Annotated in this window: 10 protein-coding genes; 7 read left to right on the top strand and 3 right to left on the bottom strand. The window is 67.1% G+C overall.

Translation table 11 applies throughout. From position 1 onward, the window contains the following. The first annotated feature begins 495 nt into the window (after positions 1-495). The 7 genes from QQL87_RS25040 to QQL87_RS25070 all read left to right on the top strand — a co-directional run bounded on the left by QQL87_RS25040 (position 496) and on the right by QQL87_RS25070 (position 12,575). Entirely contained in the window at positions 496-5,703 is a 5,208-nt protein-coding gene (locus tag QQL87_RS25040) for a DEAD/DEAH box helicase family protein (RefSeq protein ID WP_284421619.1), read from the top strand. 32 nt (positions 5,704-5,735) lie between these two features. Next, entirely contained in the window at positions 5,736-7,202 is a 1,467-nt protein-coding gene (locus QQL87_RS25045; protein WP_284421618.1) for a formylglycine-generating enzyme family protein, read from the top strand. Between the two features lie 9 nt (positions 7,203-7,211). After that, the gene (locus QQL87_RS25050) at positions 7,212-7,826 is read left to right on the top strand and encodes a DUF4399 domain-containing protein (protein ID WP_284421616.1); all 615 of its coding nucleotides are present in this window, start codon (positions 7,212-7,214) and stop codon (positions 7,824-7,826) included. Between the two features lie 821 nt (positions 7,827-8,647). After that, positions 8,648-8,908 carry a PepSY domain-containing protein gene (locus QQL87_RS25055; RefSeq protein ID WP_502871218.1) on the top strand — a complete coding sequence of 87 codons (261 nt, stop codon included), beginning with the start codon at positions 8,648-8,650 and terminating at the stop codon, positions 8,906-8,908. Between the two features lie 43 nt (positions 8,909-8,951). After that, positions 8,952-9,731, top strand: a complete 780-nt coding sequence (locus QQL87_RS25060; RefSeq protein WP_284421613.1) for a cytochrome b/b6 domain-containing protein — start codon at positions 8,952-8,954, stop codon at positions 9,729-9,731. Between the two features lie 553 nt (positions 9,732-10,284). Next, positions 10,285-10,626 carry a cupredoxin domain-containing protein gene (locus QQL87_RS25065; protein ID WP_284421612.1) on the top strand — a complete coding sequence of 114 codons (342 nt, stop codon included), beginning with the start codon at positions 10,285-10,287 and terminating at the stop codon, positions 10,624-10,626. Between the two features lie 86 nt (positions 10,627-10,712). Beyond that, entirely contained in the window at positions 10,713-12,575 is a 1,863-nt protein-coding gene (locus tag QQL87_RS25070) for an outer membrane beta-barrel protein (protein WP_349817292.1), read from the top strand. Positions 12,576-13,268: 693 nt separating this feature from the next. On the opposite strand, the gene QQL87_RS25075 is transcribed toward QQL87_RS25070, so the two are convergent. The 3 genes from QQL87_RS25075 to exbB are packed head-to-tail and all read right to left on the bottom strand — an operon-like array spanning position 13,269 to position 15,846. After that, entirely contained in the window at positions 13,269-14,057 is a 789-nt protein-coding gene (locus QQL87_RS25075; protein WP_284421610.1) for a TonB family protein, read from the bottom strand. Between the two features lie 28 nt (positions 14,058-14,085). Further along, positions 14,086-14,535, bottom strand: a complete 450-nt coding sequence (exbD, locus tag QQL87_RS25080; RefSeq protein WP_284421609.1) for a TonB system transport protein ExbD — start codon at positions 14,533-14,535, stop codon at positions 14,086-14,088. A gap of 3 nt (positions 14,536-14,538) precedes the next feature. Beyond that, the gene (gene exbB, locus QQL87_RS25085; protein WP_284421608.1) at positions 14,539-15,846 is read right to left on the bottom strand and encodes a tonB-system energizer ExbB; all 1,308 of its coding nucleotides are present in this window, start codon (positions 15,844-15,846) and stop codon (positions 14,539-14,541) included. Between the last annotated feature and the right edge of the window lie 1,006 nt (positions 15,847-16,852).

Below are 16,852 nucleotides of genomic sequence, written 5' to 3' on the forward strand. Positions count from 1 at the left end.
CCGCAGGAGCGGCGGGTTGATGGCCGAAGCTGGGCCGCAGCCTCGCTACGCGGTGGAGAAGGGGTGTCGACCACACGTCCGTATATTTCTTCTTGAGCGTTAGAAGTATTCTTAGACATGTTCTACCGTATTTGCGGACAACGCGCGCGCGTCACGTCCGCCGGAACCGGCGCGGATTAAAAAGCCAGGACTAGCCGTCGCTTACCGGCGTTTTTGGCCATCGGCTGTTGCGGGACTTTTTCCCGATTCCGCCCTCGGATCGAGGATCGTCACATTCCTCTACCTGTCGGGTCATTGATGTGACCTACCTTCGCCATACGCCTCCGCAACGAGTCCAGTGTTCCATCGACGTTGCAGCGAGGAAAGCTTGTCCAGCCTGAACCCACTCTTCGATCGCCCGGCGCGCCGTGATCACGGCCTCGGTCATCCCTGTCGGTCAGTGTCTTGCCGGGCTCGAGCCGGAGTTGCGGCCCAGCCGAAAGAGGGATCTGCACGATGAGCCACCCGGTGCACCTACGTCCCAACGACGCCAAGGCGATCGAGCGCGGCTCGTCGCTCGGACCGGCCGATCACGGAATGCGGCTGCTCGGCGCCATCGGCTCTTCCGGAGTGCAAGCAGCGGAGAGCGAGGCGTCAGCGGAGTCCTGGGACGCGCAGGCCGACGAGGGTCTCGGCAACGGGGCGGCCGTCGAGCCCTTGCAGGATGTCCTTGGCAGCCTGACCGAGATCATTCGCTCCGACCGGCATCTGGCCGAGCGGCAGCCGGATCATCCGCTCGTCGAGGATCACGGCTTGGCACTGGATCGCGCCGAGCTCGAAGGTCTTCCGGGCATCGTGCTCAACACGTTCGACGTCGATGGCCCGGTGTGGCTCGCCGTTGAGGCGCTCGCTGCGAGCGAGCCGCCGGCCATCGATGCCGATCTCGACATCTGGATCGAGCTGTCGTCCGATCCGGATCGGCGTCCTTCGCCGCGCGAGAGCATCCAGGTCACGGTCGACGAGATCGAGAAGAACCGCCTCACCTTTGCGCGTCACGCCCGGCCCGAGGATTTCTCGCCGACGGCGACGCTCGGTGCCTGGACCGGACGGCTGCGTCTCGAGCAGCGCCCCGATCTCACCCAGCGCATCGAGCGCTATGTGAGCGGAGCATGGACGGCCTGGGCCGACACCGAGCGCATGCGTCGCCGCACCATGGCGATCTATCAGTGGCTGCGCGACATGGCCGCGGGCGCCGATGCCGATCAGGGCCGGGAGATCATGTGGGGCATCGCGCTGTCGTCATGGCGGCACGGTGGGCGCGAATTCGAGCTGCCGCTGTTCGAGCGCCCGGTCGAGATCGAGCTGATCGAGCGTCCGGATGCCGAGATCAGGGTCCGGCCGCGCTTTGCCGGCGCGACCGTCAATCTCAGGGCGCTCGAGGCGGTGGCGCCGGACGCTGCGCTCGCGTTGCGCGACAGATCCGGCCGCCTGGTCGAGGCACTCGAGCAGCGCGGCGAGCTGTTGCCGTTCGCCGCGATCGATCTCGAGCAGATCCTGAGCGCCGCCGGCGCGCCGGCCGGCCACAAGACCTCGCGCAACGCCGAAAGCGCGGAGACCGGTGACGCGGAGATCGCGACCGGGCGCTGGGTGATATCCGCCCGGCGACGGCCGGAGAGCCTTGCGCTGAGCGACATCGAATCGCTCAAGACGGCGATCGCGCATGCGCCGCAAAGCGAATGCTGTCTGTCGACGGCCGTCAGCGCGCTGTTGACGCAGCCCGACGGGAGAAGCCGCGGCAATGCGCGCCGGCATCTCTCCAGCATCGTCGGCGGTCCGCTCGATCTTGCGCCTGCGCGTGAGCCTGCCGTTGTCGAGCATGGCGATCTGTTCTTCCCGCTGCCGGCGGCCGTCGAGGACGCCGAGATCGTGCGCGAGCTGTCCCGCTCCGATGGCTTGTTGATCCAGTCGGGCGCCCGCGACGACCGGGTCGCGGCCCTCGTCAACGTGGTCTGCCATCATCTCGCCCTCGGCGCGCGCGTGCTCGTCGTGTCCAGGGACGAGACCGCGCTCGCGCTGCTGCACCAGAAGCTGCCGTCGGGCATTCGCGAGCTGACCGTCAGCTCGACGGGCTCCGACAAGGATGTGCTCAGGAAGGCGGAGGCGCTGGCGAGCCGGTTGCAGGCGATCGTCGACACGACGAATCCGCGTGATCACGTCGGTCAGATCGGCCGGCTCGAGCGCGACATCATCTCGAAGCGATCGCAGATCGCGTCGCTCGATGACGAGATCGCCGAGATCATCCGGCGCAACCTCCGGCTTTCCGGCCGCTTGCCGGAGCTGCCGTTCGAGCTGTTCGACGGCCTGGTCGGCGAGCACGACGGCCACGCCTGGTTCACCGATCGTCCGAAGCGCCTGCTCGACGGCGCGGATCCGCTGGTCATGGCGGTCGACAAGGCCCGCGCGGCGCGATTGCGGCTCGGGGAGCGTCTCAAGCATATCGACGACGCGTTGCCGGAGACCGCGGCGCTGCCCGACACCGCGACGATCCTGCGGTTGCACGAGGAGCTCCGGGAGCAGGCAGGGCTGGCGTCGACCAGCGGCCGTGACGAGGATCTGGCGCTCGATGCGATCGCGACATTCGGGCTCGACGCCACCAGCCGCCTCGCGGCGGATCTCGACGCCCTGGTCGCAGGCCATCGCGCCATCGCCGACGACACCTGGCTCGCGCGGCTGTCGCCGCTCGGCGCGGCGAAGACTGACACCCCGTCCGGTCTCGACAAGGTCGTGGCCTGGGCGCGCGACGCCTCCTTCCAGCTGTCGCGAAACGCCGAATTCGCCAAGCGACAGGTGCAGGCGCCGGTCGAGGCCTTCACCAAGCGCGACGCCATCGGCGTCGTCGAGCGGCTGGCGGCCGGCGAGAAGCCGTTCGCGCGGTTCTCGCCGTCGCGGCGTGCCCTGAAGGCTGCCGTCGAGGCGATCACGATCGATGGCGTTGCGCCGTCGACGCTGGCCGACTGGCAGTATGTCGGGCGCTTCCTGCTGTGGCGTCATGAGCTGCATGTGCTCCGATCGCGATGGACGTCGATCGCAACCAAGATCGACGCGCCGGCGATCCAGCTCGGATCCGCGCGCGCATTCGATGATCTCGAACGCATCGTCAAGGGCGTCGAGGCCGCGATCGTGACGGCCGCGCTCGCGGTCCGTAACGTGTCCGATGCGTGCCGCAAGCTGTCGATGCCCGACAGCGACATCAGTGCGATGCTGACGGGCGTGCAGCGGCCGACCGCCTTCGGTGCGGCGATCCGCAGCGTCATGAAGCGTGTCTCCGGACCGCTGGTCGAGCTCGCCCGGATCGGCGAGCTGTTCGCCGGCGCCGGCGACCTCGCGACCTCGGTCCAGGCCGAGGTGCTCGCGCGTGTCGGAGATGCCGAGACGGACGCGCATCAGCTCGAAGCGTCCTGGACCGGCATTCTCGCCACGATGGACACGATCTGCGCGGCGGCCGCGGACTACGAGCTGATCAGGACGGCTTGCCAGCTGGCAAGCGCGGCCGGCGCGCCGAAGCTTTCGGATCGGCTGCGATCCGAGCCGGCGTCGCCCGGCGTGGACGAGGCGGCGCAGCTGTCGGATTGGGTGACGGCCTGGAATCGGGCCGTGCTGATGCGGATCGAAAGTCCCGAGGCGCGGCAGCTGCTGCACGATCTCGCCGCGCAGCGGCTGCGATTGGAGAAGCGGTCGCTGGCCCTGTTCGAAGCGGTGATCAGCGCCCGCATGTCGCTCGGAATCGCGCAGAACGCGAGCGGCGCCGTGCGGCAGTCGCTGAAGCGGTTCCGGGATACGATGCAGAAGATGGCCTCGGCCTGCTCCGGCCCGACCGCGCGCCGACTTCGTTTCGCCGCGCGCAAGTCGCTCGAGGGCTGGCTCGAAGAGGTTCCTTGTCACGTCATGCCGGCGTGGCGCGTCGCCGAGCTGCTGCCGGCGCGGATCGGCACGTTCGATCTGCTGGTCGTCGATCCTGCGTCGCGCTCCGATCTGCGCGAGCTGACGGCGATGCTGCGGGCCCGCAAGGTTCTGATCAGCGACGACCGCCGCGACGCCGCGGTCCAGGCGCGCCGCAACGAGGCGGCGGTCAGCCGCCGCGACGCCAAGGCGCAGCGTGGTATTCCGCCGGCGCTGCGTCGGCTGTTGCTGCCCGGCGCCTCGCTGCGCGATTTCGCCGAGATCCTGTTCCCCGATCGGGTTCTCGAGCTACGTCCGCGGCCTGCCAATGCCGAAGCGGCGCCGATTGCGGCTCAGATTCTGCCTGAAGCCTCGAAGCCGGCCGATGCGCCGGTGCGCGCGTTGTCGCGGCCGGCCCGGATCGCCGCGGCCGCACCGAAGCGGCCGGCGTCTCGGCCGATGAGCGCGACGCATACGCTCGAGGAGGAGATCGCCACGGTCGCGAAATATCTCTCGATGGCTCGCCGCTCCAGCGCAGATGGCGGGTCGGCCGCGACGCGCGCTCCGCAGCTACCGGAGAGCCGTGCGGCAGGCGCCAATGCTTCGTCCCTCAAGGCGTCGCCCGAGATTCGCGTGCTGCGTCGCCGTCCGCCGCGTGCCGACGCCGAGGCGGTCGCGCCTCCCGCACCATCGTCGGTGCCGCCCGAGTTGCCGGCGGCCGTGCAACCGGCCGGGCCGGATCAGGCTGAGACGCGCACGAGCGCCGTGGTCGAGGCGCCGCTGATCGTCGTCGTCAAGCCGGAGCCGATCGCGCCTCCGCCGGCCGAACAGAAGATCCCGACCGCGATGGCCGACGTGCCGGCCGCGAGCGCCGGGCCGGCCGAGCCCGCGAAGCCGAGCGCGGCTGCAACGCCCGCCGCGCCGGTGGAGGAGATCAAGATCCACCCGTCGCTGGTTGCGATGGCCTTCAAGGCCGCGGAGAGCCCGGCAGCGCCGCGAAGGCGCATGCCGAGCCGGCGCCTGATGGCTGTCGCAGCGGTCGGGCTGCTTGCGATCGTCGGCGCGGCCGTCTCCTGGGAGCGCGCGTCGGAATGGGTCCAGATGTCCTTGAGCGACGCGACGGCGGCGTCGGCGCTGCCGAGCGAGCCCAGCCCGCGCAAGGTCAGCGCCGAACGGATCCTGCCGGACGGCAAGCCGGTGGTCGCCGCTGCGGCCGAGGAGCATGCCACGGTCGGAATGAGCGTGCCGGCCAGCACGCCAGCGCAGGCCTATCTCTATCACGAGGATCCGCAGGACCCGAAAGGCAAGCGCTTCCCCGGCAAGGTCATCTGGTCGGTCGAGCAGAGCAAGGGACCACGGCTCGACGCCGCGCCCGCGATCAAGGGGGAGATCGAGATCGAGAACGGCACCAAGGTGACGATCTCGCTGCGGCGGAATACCGAGCTGGAGCTGCCGGCGAGCCACGTCATGGAGCTGACGTTCAATTGGGCGGATCAGAGCGTGACCGGGCTGGCCAGCATGAGGGGCATCGGCCTGAAGGGCGAGGAGGCGGAGCGCGGCACCGCGCTGGTGACGCAGACCGCCAAGGTGACGCCGAAATACTTCATGGTCGCGCTGTCCGCCAACGAGGTCGATACCAAGCGCAATCTGCTGCTGCTCAAGGGCAAGCAGTGGTTCGACATTCCGATCGTCTACGAGGGCGGCAGCCGTGCGCTGCTGTCGATCGAGAAGGGCACCGAGGGTGAGCGCGTGTTCAAGGACGCGTTCGCGAGCTGGGGTCAGTAGGCGGGTTGGCGGCGTCACGAGGCGAGGACGGCATGAGCGAAAGTTCAGCGTTGCAATGGCTGCGGGCGCCCAGGCTCGCCGAGGATACCCTGCCGATGGATTCGCGCGCGGTCGCCTGTCGGCGCTGCGGCCGCACGGTGGAGGTGTCGCTCAGTCCGATGCGTCCGCCGGGCTTCCAGCGCATCGAGGACCAGGTCGAGTGTCCGGAAGTGCAGGAACGCGGGACCGGCAAGGATCAAGGCGGGCTGCTGCTGATGATGTGCGGCGCGCTTGAGCAGTCGCTCGATGCCGAGTGGGAGGCGGAGCAGAGCGATGCGGCGGTCCCGCATCAGCCGCCGCCGCTCGCTGTGCCGACGCACCCCCGCGCCGCGCCCGAATTGCTGGATGCTTTGCCGGAGAGCTGGGACGACGATCGATCCGATCACGAGGCGGATGCGCCGACCGGCTGGCTGCGTGCATGGCTGGCGCGATCCGCAGGTCTCCGGAAGGGACTGATCCGCGCCGTCGTGGCCGTCCTGATCCTCGGCGTCGTCTTTCTCGGCGGCGTGCTGCTGCCGCTGCGCGAGATCAAGCTCCTGATCCAGTCGCCACCCGGCGGGCTGGCCGGCGCCTCCAGCGCGCAGCGCGAGGCGTTGCCTGCAGCGCCGCCATCGTCGCCGAGACGCATCCTGCTGGAGAGTGCGGCCGCGCCGGCCCCGCCGCCCGGGTCACGGTCGCCGTCCAGCTCTTTCGTCGCGCCGCGCCAGACCGCTGGCCTCGAGAGCGCTCCGCCGGCATCCGAACCGGCGGCTGCGCCGCGTGCTGCGCCCGAGCCGGAGCCGAAGCTGCGCATCCCCGAATTGATCGCGATCGCGGGCGGCAGCTTCGCGATGGGAGGCGACGATGAGTCCGAGCAGCCCGCGCATCAGGTGAGCCTCAAACCGTTCTCGCTCGGCAAGCATCCGGTGACGGTCGGCGAGTGGAAGCAGTGCGTGGCGGCGGCCAGCTGTCCCGACATCGCCTCCGGTGCCGACGATCGTCCGGTCATCAATGTGAGCTATGACGACACGCAGGCCTACCTCGCCTGGCTTTCCAGGGCGACCGGCAAGACGTTCCGGCTGCCGACCGAAGCCGAATGGGAATACGCCGCGCGCGCCGGTCAGCGCACCCGCTATTGGTGGGGCGACCGCATGCGTCCCGGCATGGCCAGTTGCAAGGGCTGCAATGGCGATGTGGAGCCGGACCAGCCGCCGAAGATCGGCAGCGCCCAGGTCAATCCGTTCGGCCTGTACGACATGGGCGGCGGCGTCGGCCAGTGGGTCGCGGACAATTGGCACAAGAACTACAAGGGTGCGCCGGCCGACGGATCCGCCTGGCTCGAGGACGGCAGCTACGCGCGCGTCATCCGCTCGGGGTCGTGGAAGAACGGGGCGGCCGATGCGCGTGCCGGGAGCCGCGACCGTTACGATGGCCGCATCAGGCATCCGACCCTCGGCTTCCGCGTCGCGTCGTCACCATAGGGGATCTGAATGTTGCGCGTCACGGCTGGACGTCTCTGTCTCATCCTCGCGATGTCGTCGCTCGCGCTCGCGCCGTCGCTGCTGTCGGCCAAGGGCGTGAAGGCCGCGAAGGACGCCCGCGTCTACTTCATTTCGCCGGCAGACGGCGAGACCGTGAGCGGGCCGTTCATATGCCGGTTCGGCCTGCGCAACATGGGGGTGACCCATGCCGGTGATGATTTCGCCGGCAGCGGCCATCACCACCTGCTGATCGACGTCGACGAGACCATGCAGGCCGGCGAGCCGATCCCGCGCGACAAGAAGCACATCCATTATGCGGCGGGGGAGACCGAGGCGCGCATCGAGTTGCCGCCGGGAAAGCATACGCTGCAGCTGGTGCTGGGCGACACCAAGCATCTCAACTTCGATCCGCCCCTGGTCTCCGAGAAGATCATGATCACGGTCGGCAAGTCGAATGGGTCGGACGAGGCGCGCGCGACCAGGAGCACCAATGAGCGGCGCAGGATCCTGGAGCGGGCCGCGGCGCCAGAGCCGCTGCAATTGCAGCCCGCGGTGACGCCGGAGATGACGAAGTCACCCGAGAGCTCCGACTTCATCAGCCGCGTCTTCACGGGATCGAAGTAGCGGTCTGCCGCGACCGGTCGCGGCTGCCGAGCGCGATCATCTCTGCAGGAAGCCCGCTCTGCGACGCGCGCGCCCGACCGGCGTCGGCAACAATCGTTCAGTCGAGCGCTTGTCGGCTTACGGCGGCCCGCCAGATGCCGTCATGCCGCGCTGTGCAGCGACGGGTCGCTCGTCCGCATCGGTAGCTCATCGATCACGCACGAATCCAAGGCATGTGTGGGACCGCGCGGGATCGCGTCGGTGTTTGCACGGATGTGCGCAGAATGGCGATTGATGCTCGAGTGATGCTGCCGCCATCGGCGCGCGCACTTTGCGCACGCGCTGTCCGCATGGCTCGGATCTGCAAACGAACGGTGCGCTCAAAATTTTTTTCTGAGACCTAACGTCGCAGCTCGCAGCTGTCGGCTCCGTTCTCGCCGCATCGTCGTCACAGCTGCAATCGGGCAGGAGTGTGGTCATCGGCGCAGCGCCGATGACGCAAGAGCCGGGCGAGCAACGCGATCGTCGTCGTCCGCCCGCGATACACCTTGCGAATCAATGTCACTTGCAACCGCATCCGCCCGGGATGTCAGAAAAGATCAGTGGTCTGCCGACATCGTTTGATCGCAGCCGGACCGCATCTGGGTCCGCGAGCCAGCGAGATTGCGGCTGCATGAGGAACGAATCCGGACGCGCATGCGCGTCGGAGCCCGGCCGCGGTCGCAGGGGCCGTCCTAGTTTCGTTGAAATCTCCCTCCCCTTTGTCTCTCGCGCATCGCGCACGACAAGTGCCCGATGGCGCAGTCTTCGAGGAGGATTTGATAGTGAAGGTCATCAAGATAATGGTCGTTGCACTCGCGGCAGGCCTCGCGTCCGGCTCCGCTGCCTTTGCCGACGGCTACAAGGATTGCACCAAGCTCGACAAGGCGTCGTGGAAGACGACGGCCGAGGCCGAAGCGAAGGCGAAGGCCGCGGGTTACGAGGTTCGCCAGACCAAGATCGAGGGCACCTGCTACGAGGTCTACGGTGTCAAGGGCGGCAAGCTGTTCGAGCTGTTCTACAGCCCGGAGGACCTCGCGCTGAAGCATACCAAGGCGAAGTGATCTGACGATCATGCGTGACGCAGGACAGGCACACCGGAGCGTCATGTCCGAGACGCCGGCGAACTCACGTTCGGACACCGTTGCGATCTGGGATCTGCCGCTGCGCGTCTGGCACTGGGCCCTCGCGGCCTTCGTGCTCGTCGCCTGCGTCACGCCCAACATATTCGACGCCCTGCATCGGCTGGCGGGCTATGCCGTGATCGGCCTGCTCGCCTTCAGGCTGATCTGGGGGGTGATCGGCAGCCGTCATTCGCTGTTCGCGCGCATCAGCCTCAAGCTGCGAGCGGCCCCGCAATACATCGTGGGCATGCTGCGCGGCGAGACCGGGCGCTATCTCGGCTTGAATCCGGCGGGAGCGGCGATGCTCGTCGTGATGCTTGCTCTGCTGATCGTCTCGACGATCAGCGGCGTGATGCAGGTCTCGGTGCGATTCTTCGGCGTCGGATGGATCGAGCAGGCGCATTCGCTGTCGTCGAATGCCGTCATCGCGCTGATCGCCGTGCATGTGCTCGGCACGTTGTGGATGAGCGTGCTGCAGCGGGAGAATCTCGCCCGCGCGATGGTCACGGGACGCAAGCGCGTGCCCGTGCCGGCGCGGGCCGCACCCGCGACTCCGCGCCCGGTCGTGAGCGCGAAAGACAGGCCGGAGCCCAAGGCGGTGGAGGCGGTTCAGGCGGTGGCCGCAGAGGAGAACGTCTCGGTGGTGCCGGATTTCCCGCCCAGGCGTGCGAATGCGCCGTCCGCCGCCGCGAAGCCGGCAGGGCCGGCCCGCATGCCGCGGACTCTCAGCATTCACGACAAGCGGCTCGGCGTCGGCAGCTGAATCGCCGGCGATTGGCGTATGCGCTCGTCGCCGGCCCGGCTGACGATCCTGCGAGGTGTTGATCGCCTCGCGAGGCTCACGGCAGTGCGTGTCGATGGACGCATTGCGCGGAGATCTGTGCGCTTTACGACCGGTCGGACTGAGTTCGGCCTCTGCCGCGCGTTTCGGTTGCGGCGGTGTCGATGATTCGGCCGTCTCGATGAGCTACGCGGCCTTCGTCCCATATCAAGACAGCACGTCACACGCAGGTCGTGCGTCAGATTGATTCGACCGGGCTGCGAGATTCGCCGGGCGACGACGGTCGAACCGCTTGCGTCACGGCGTGCGCAAGGCTCTGCAGCGCAATCCTCAAAATATTCCGCTTCGCATTGAAGATACGAACTAATTAATTCGCGCGCTTTGTCGCATAAGGCGAGTTTGTCAAATTTCGACACGGTAAATTGCCGCATTCGAGACCTTAAAGTCATTCTACGAAGTGTCGGAAGCTCGTCGAAAATGGCGGGTGGAGAAGACATCCGGCACACGGGTGAATTCGGGACAGGGACATACAATCATGATGCTATTCGGGAAAGTGCAAGCCGTAGGGGCCGCCGCGCTGTTGATGACCGCTTTCGCGCTGCCTGCTGGCGCGGCCGAGACCACCATCGAGATCTCGGTCAAGGACAACAAGTTTCAGCCGGCCGAGCTGAAGGCTCCGGCCGATACGCCGATTGTGTTCAAGATCAAGAATCTGGACGCCGCGCCGGTCGAGTTCGAGAGCGAGCCGCTGCAGTTCGAGACGGTGATCAAGCCGAACATGGAAGGCGTCGTGAAGGTCAAGGCGCAGAAGCCGGGCCGCTATGAGTTCTTCGACGATTTCCATCAGGGCAACAAGGGCACCCTGGTGATCGAGTGACCTGATCCTTGCGGGCCCGCTGCGTCGTGACGCGACGCCGCGGGCCCGCAATCCGATGGCTGCGAACTCGACGGAGACGGTACTTTTTGGAACGGTCAGGACGACAGGCAGGGATCCCCAGGCGTCGCGTAGGTCGCGACGTGCCGCGGTGTCAGGAGGAGACGGTGGCGATCACCGTGCTGCTCGTGACGCTGTTCGGGGTCGCGCCCTCGCATGGCCAGACCGTCATTCCGGACACGCGGGCGAGAGCCTATGCGGACCCCGGGACCACCGAGGGCGGTCCCGTGGTGATCATCCCCAATCGCCGCAAGCAGCCGTTGCGGCCGGCCAACGGCAACGGCCCGCTGGTCATCCCGCAAGTGATCGTGGCGCCCGGCGGCAATGATCCCGAGCCCAAGGAAGCGACCCAGGTCGAGGAGCGTCCGCCGCCGCGGCCGCGATCCCCGATCGATCCCGGCGCCGGCGCACTGCCGCAGGCCGCTCGCCGCGAGCCGGCGCCGCGTCTGGCGCCCGTGCGCAACGGCTTCTTCGGCACACCGTCTGCCGGGCTCCTGGTCGGAGGCTGCCTGTCGACGCCCGGCCGGCTGTCGATGACGAACGTTCCCAATCGCTGCCTCGACGCGCTGGCCTTCGCCGTCAGTCCGCCGCCGGCGACGCGCGGCGTGCTGCCGCAAAATCTGCCGCCGATCCCGCGGCAGGATGCGCAGCCGATTCCGCCGGTGCTGGCGGACCGGCCGAAGATGCGGCTGCCGGCGGTCAACAAGGGGCAGAAGCCGCAGGAGCCGCAGCCCCAGGCGCCGGCGATGATGGAAGAGGATCCCTACGAGCCCAAGGGCATCACGGTGGGAAACTTCATCCTGAAGCCTGCGTTCGAAATGTCCTCGGGCTTCGACAGCAATCCCGGACGCGTGCCGAAGGGCGCCGGCTCCGGCTTCGTCAGCGTTGCGCCGGTCCTGCTGGTGCGTTCTCAGTTCGAGCGGCATCTGCTCAATGCCGATGTGCGCGTCGGCTATATCGACTATGCCAAGCTCCGGCAGCTCTCAAGGCCCACCGTCGACGCGAAGGTGAATGGTCGCTACGACGTCACCGATACGTTTGCGATCAACGGCGAGGGCCACGTGGCAGTCGACGCCGATGATCCCGGCACGCCGCGCTTCGCCGGCCGGTTCGCCAAGATTCCGCTGGCGAGCACGGTCGGCGGCTCGGCCGGCGTCACCAAGCGATTCGAGGACTTCGAGGTCTCGACCAAGGCCGCGATCGACCGTGTCGCGTTCCAGAACGCGCGGCTCACCGACGGCCAGATCGTCAGCAATGCCGATCGCAACTTCGTCCAGTACGGCTCGCAGAGCCGCGTCACCTACAATCTGACGCCGGAGATCCGGCCGTTCGTCGACGTCGCCGTCGATCGCCGCGTCCACGACATCGCCGTCGATGCCGAAGGCTTCCGCCGCGACTCCACCGGCACGGCGGTCGAGGCCGGCGTGACCCTCAACTACGCCGACAAGCTGACGGGCGACGTCGCCGTCGGCTATCTCACGCGCAAATTCCAGGACCCGATGCTGAAGCCGGTCAACGGCTTCATTGCCGACGCCAACCTCACCTATCAATATGCCAAAGAAACGGCGATCATGCTCGGCGCCAAGTCGCAGGTGGTGGAGATCACCGAGCCCGGCATCTCCGGCGTGCTCAAGCGCGACGTCACCGTCGGCGTCGAGCACCAGTTCGAGCCCTGGCTCGTCGGCACGCTCCTCACGGGCTTTGGCCAGGATGCGTTCACCGGCACCACGCGGGTGGACAACCGCTACCTGGTCGAGCTCGGCATGCTCTACAAGTTCTCCCGCCTGCTGCAGTTCAGGGCGAGCGTCCGGCGCGAGGAGACGCGCTCGAACTTCAAGGAGAACAATCTCTCGGCGACGGTGGTGCAGGTCGGCGCCCGCGTGCAGTACTGATTGGCGGGACGCAGCGATTTGTCCTCTCCAGGAGCTCCTTGCTCGTGGCCGATCCGCAGCGTCGGTTCCTGCTCTAGACCCTCTCGATGGACGCGTCTCTCGACGTATTCATGGTCCGGTGTTCAGTGCCGCCTCGGCTTTCTCCCCCCTCCATGAACACGTGGCTGATGATCAATTTGCAGCGCCGGTCTCGGAACCCGCTCCTCATGGTGAGGAGCGCCGCGCCGATCGGGCCAATGCCAGGCGAGATCATTGTCCGCGGCGCGTCTCGAACCATGAGGCCCAGCGAGGCCTCGCCCTTCGAGACGACCGCCTTGGCGGCGGTCTCCTCAGGGTGAGGGTGACGGTCGTGCAGGACGATAGAGCGAGACGATCCCGCCATGAGCACGCTCCTCGTGTTGATGGTCCAGTGTGCAGCGCCTCCGGCGATGCCGGATCCTCATGGTGAGGAGCGCCGCGCCCCAAGTCCGCCAATGTGAGGTGGCCTCGTTGCTCGCGGCGCGTCTCGAACCATGAGGGCACGACCGGGGCCTCGCCCTTCGAGACGCCCGCCTGCGGCGGGCTCCTCAGGGTGAGGGGTGAAGAGTATCCGCCACGCGGCGAGGCGTGCCGCAGCCATTTGCAAAGAAAAGCAGCGCTCGCCGGAGTGCGAGCGCTGCCCAGTCTGTCGATCCGTGTGCGTGGATCGCGTGACTACTTCTTCTGATTGAAGTTGACGTCGAGGCTGAAGCTGAACTGGTCGTCGGTCAGCCCGGATGGCGGCGCCGGCACCGGATCGGAGCGGCGGATCATCGACAGCGCCGCATCGTCGAACATCGGATCTCCGCACGACTGCATCACGGAGGCCGACATCACCTTGCCGGCGCGGCTGAGCACCAGAGCGACCTTGACCGTGCCGTTATGCTTCTTGCCGTCCGGATAGCGCTTGTGGAGCTCGAAATAGGCGCTGATCTTGCGGCCCCAATTGTCGGTCAGCTTCTGCCTGTCCTTGCCGAGCCCGACATTGGGCGCCTTGGCCGTCTCTGCGGGCGGCGCGGCCTCGTCGAGCGCCTTGCGCGCGGATTCCTGCTGGGCTGCTGACGCCACCGAGGCTTCAGCCTGCTGCTGGGCCTGCTGCTGCTCCTCCTTCTCGGGCTTCTTCGGTTCGTTCATCGTGACGACCCGATCGGCTTCCTCCTCGGTCTCGGTCGGCTTGTCCTTGACCGCGTCGGACTCCTTGACCTCTGCGGTCTGCTGCATCTGCTCCGGTGCGGCCTCCGCGGCATCGCTGTCGGGACCGGGAGGAAGGTCGTTCTCCTCGACCTGAGGCGAGGCCATCTCGAGGGCGAATTCGGCGCCGGCGGCGCCGAGGCCGCCTTCGGCATCATTGCCGCTGAGATGAACGACCGCGAGCGCGGCGCCGCCTCCGTGCAGCATCACTGCGCCGATCGCGGCTGAGATCCACAAGCGGCGGGTCGCTCCTTGATACTTGTGTTCGACCATAGCTTCTACTTCCGTCGTTTCACTGGTTTCAATGGGCGGCCTGCGCGGCAGCCTGTGAGACGCCCTCGACCGTAACGAGCTTGATCTTCGGATAGCCGCCGATCCGCAGCAGCTCCATCACATCCATCAGCTCGCCATAGGCCACGCCGCGGTCGGCGCGCAGGAATACGAACTTGTCCTTGGCGGCCTCCGGAATGTGCTCCAGCGTGCTCACCAGGCTCGCCCGCTTCACCTGCTCTTCGCCGACATAGAGCGTGAGATCCGGCTTGATGCTCACATAGATCGGCTTGTCCGGCTTCTTCTGCGGCGTGGCGGTCGAGGTCGGCAGATCGACCGGCACGTCGACCGTCGACAGCGGCGCCGCCACCATGAAGATGATCAGCAGCACCAGGATGACGTCGATGAACGGGGTGACGTTGATGTCGCTCGTTTCACCGAGATCGTCGTCGCCATCGCCTTCCGAAAGAGAGACGGCCATGACTTACTCCGCGGCCAGCGCCATGGGAGGCGCAGAGTGGACGGGAATCGGCTCGAAGCTCTGGCCGTGCGGCGTGTGGTGGCTCTGGCCGCGATCGAGATCGCGCGACAGCATGCGGGCCGTGGCGCCGGAGGAGCGGTTGACGAGCTCCATGTAGCCTTTGGTCACGCGCGTGAAGTGATTGTAGATGATCACCGCGGGGATCGCGGCCACGAGGCCGATGGCGGTGGCCAGCAGCGCCTCGGCGATGCCCGGCGCCACGACGGCGAGGTTGGTGGTCTGCGACTTCGAGATGCCGATGAAGCTGTTCATGATGCCCCAGACGGTGCCGAACAGGCCGACGAAGGGCGAAATCGAGCCGATCGTGGCGAGCAGTCCCATGCCGGTGCGACAGCGCCGGCCCTCGGCGCGCACGATCTCGGAGAAGCTCGAAGCGGCGCGCTCGTTGACGCCATGCGGCGGCAGCTCGGACGACATCCTGATCTCGTGCATGGCTGCGTCGATCAGCGCCGTCAGCACGCTCTGCCGTGACCCCAGTGCGAGCTTGGCTTCCGACAGCCAGCGCACATCGTCGACCCTGCGCAGCGCATTGCTCAGCTTGCGGCGGAGAACCGCGAACTCGACGGTCTTGGCGATGAAGACGGTCCAGGTGGCGAGCGATGCCAGCGCGAGGCCCATCATCACCGACTTCACCAGGATGTCGGCCGCGAGGAACATCGACCACGGCGACAGATCATGCGGGACGTGCGATGCGGCCTGCGCGCCGCCCTGTGCGCCACCTTGGGCCGGCTTCTCTGCCTGGTCTTTCGCCTTGTCGGCGGCGGTGGCGTCGGTCACCGCTTCGGTGGCGGTCGAGGCCTGCGTGTCGGTCGTCGCCGCTGCGGGCGCCTGGCCCGTCGTCGCGGTCTGCGGTGCGGCCGGAGTCGTCGCGGCGCTGCTTGCGGCGGGTGCGGGAGAGGTTGCCGCCGGAGCAGGTGCGGCGGCCTGTGGTGCGGGTGCAGTCTGCGCAACGGCCGGCGCAGTCGATGCCTGGCCGGTGGTCACCTGTTTCTGTGAGATGGTCTGAGATGCAGCTGATGGCTGAGCCGGCGCCGCAGCCGTGGTGGCGGCTGGTGCAGCAGCCTGCGTTGCGGTCGCGGGACTCTGAGCGCTCTTCGCTGTGGCCGTGCTCGCCGGATTTGTTGCTGCGGTCTGCGGCGCGGTGGCAGCCTGGCCAGGTCTCGGCGAGGTGGCCGGCTGCTCGGCATGCGCCATGGCGCCGGCCGAAACGGCTGCGATCACCGCCCCTACGTAAAGAACGTTCCTGAACATGTTGCTGCACACCCCTTGGTAGTTAATTTCGCGGTCATGTTTCTTGGCGTAACCGGGCTGTTTTGAGACGGCGCCTTGACCAAACCGGGTGCATCGATGTCTGCCATCAATCCGATGGGTGCGACGCGACGCACGGGATCGAATCACGCAATCAGCGGATCATCGCCTGAAGGCGGCCGGGATGGACTAACTATCTGAAAGGTCTGACTTGGAACGACTCAAAGTCTGCGGCGCGCCACCAGTGAGACTGGTCAGTCACGCAATTGCCGCCGTTCAGACTTGCATCAATTCTAATTAGTCAGTGTAGCAGGGCGTGATCCGAGGATGGACCACAGCGGTCGATTGGGCGCCGTCAACGTCGCAAGCGGCTGGCAGCCGTGATTCGCCGCGCGGGGCGATCAGCGCAGAAATTAAGAGTGAGCGAGAGCGGTTCCTGCTGCAATCGTATCGGACGACACGATCTCTGACCGGCATCGGACTCTTTGCAGAACATGCCGACACATGCTGAACGGAACTCGTACCCATGCTCCAACCGCTCGTCATGCCAGGCTGATTCCGCGCGCGGAGCCGCTTCGGCGCGAACGCCCGGCGATTGATGTCGTTGCCTGCGGGCGAGATCCGACGATGGCAGCCTCATGGGCGAGCGGCGAGCTCAGAATTTAACAGGCGTCTGCGCGAGAGCCGCGTATCATTGCCTGTGACATGAGCTGTCGTGCATCGATGGGAGCAGGATGGCCGATCGTCTGCCCGGGCATGCGCGCGCCGTGAGCAGGCGATCTCACGACGGTTGCAGTCCGCGATGGCCTCACCGTTCAAGATGCGCCGAAGAGTCGCTCCTCATCACGCGGGTCCAGCTCCGAAGGGCGCTGCAAAGTGGCACATCCGTCTCTCGATGCCGCCGAAACGTAGATGGCCGGGCCTTCGCGGCGCCGAAGCGGCTTCGGCCGCGCAGGCGGGACGAGCCCGGCCATGACGATGGAGAGAGCGGTCTCGCACAAACCAGCGA

Origin of the sequence: Bradyrhizobium sp. SSBR45G (assembly GCF_030159255.1) — a bacterium.
Taxonomy (GTDB): domain Bacteria; phylum Pseudomonadota; class Alphaproteobacteria; order Rhizobiales; family Xanthobacteraceae; genus Bradyrhizobium.

Coding starts and splice junctions, on each gene's coding strand:
- QQL87_RS25040 (WP_284421619.1), top strand. CDS start 496: ATGAGCCACCCGGTGCACCTACGTCCCAACGACGCCAAGGCGATCGAG.
- QQL87_RS25045 (WP_284421618.1), top strand. CDS start 5,736: ATGAGCGAAAGTTCAGCGTTGCAATGGCTGCGGGCGCCCAGGCTCGCC.
- QQL87_RS25050 (WP_284421616.1), top strand. CDS start 7,212: ATGTTGCGCGTCACGGCTGGACGTCTCTGTCTCATCCTCGCGATGTCG.
- QQL87_RS25055 (WP_502871218.1), top strand. CDS start 8,648: ATGGTCGTTGCACTCGCGGCAGGCCTCGCGTCCGGCTCCGCTGCCTTT.
- QQL87_RS25060 (WP_284421613.1), top strand. CDS start 8,952: ATGTCCGAGACGCCGGCGAACTCACGTTCGGACACCGTTGCGATCTGG.
- QQL87_RS25065 (WP_284421612.1), top strand. CDS start 10,285: ATGATGCTATTCGGGAAAGTGCAAGCCGTAGGGGCCGCCGCGCTGTTG.
- QQL87_RS25075 (WP_284421610.1), bottom strand. CDS start 14,057: ATGGTCGAACACAAGTATCAAGGAGCGACCCGCCGCTTGTGGATCTCA.
- exbD (WP_284421609.1), bottom strand. CDS start 14,535: ATGGCCGTCTCTCTTTCGGAAGGCGATGGCGACGACGATCTCGGTGAA.
- exbB (WP_284421608.1), bottom strand. CDS start 15,846: ATGTTCAGGAACGTTCTTTACGTAGGGGCGGTGATCGCAGCCGTTTCG.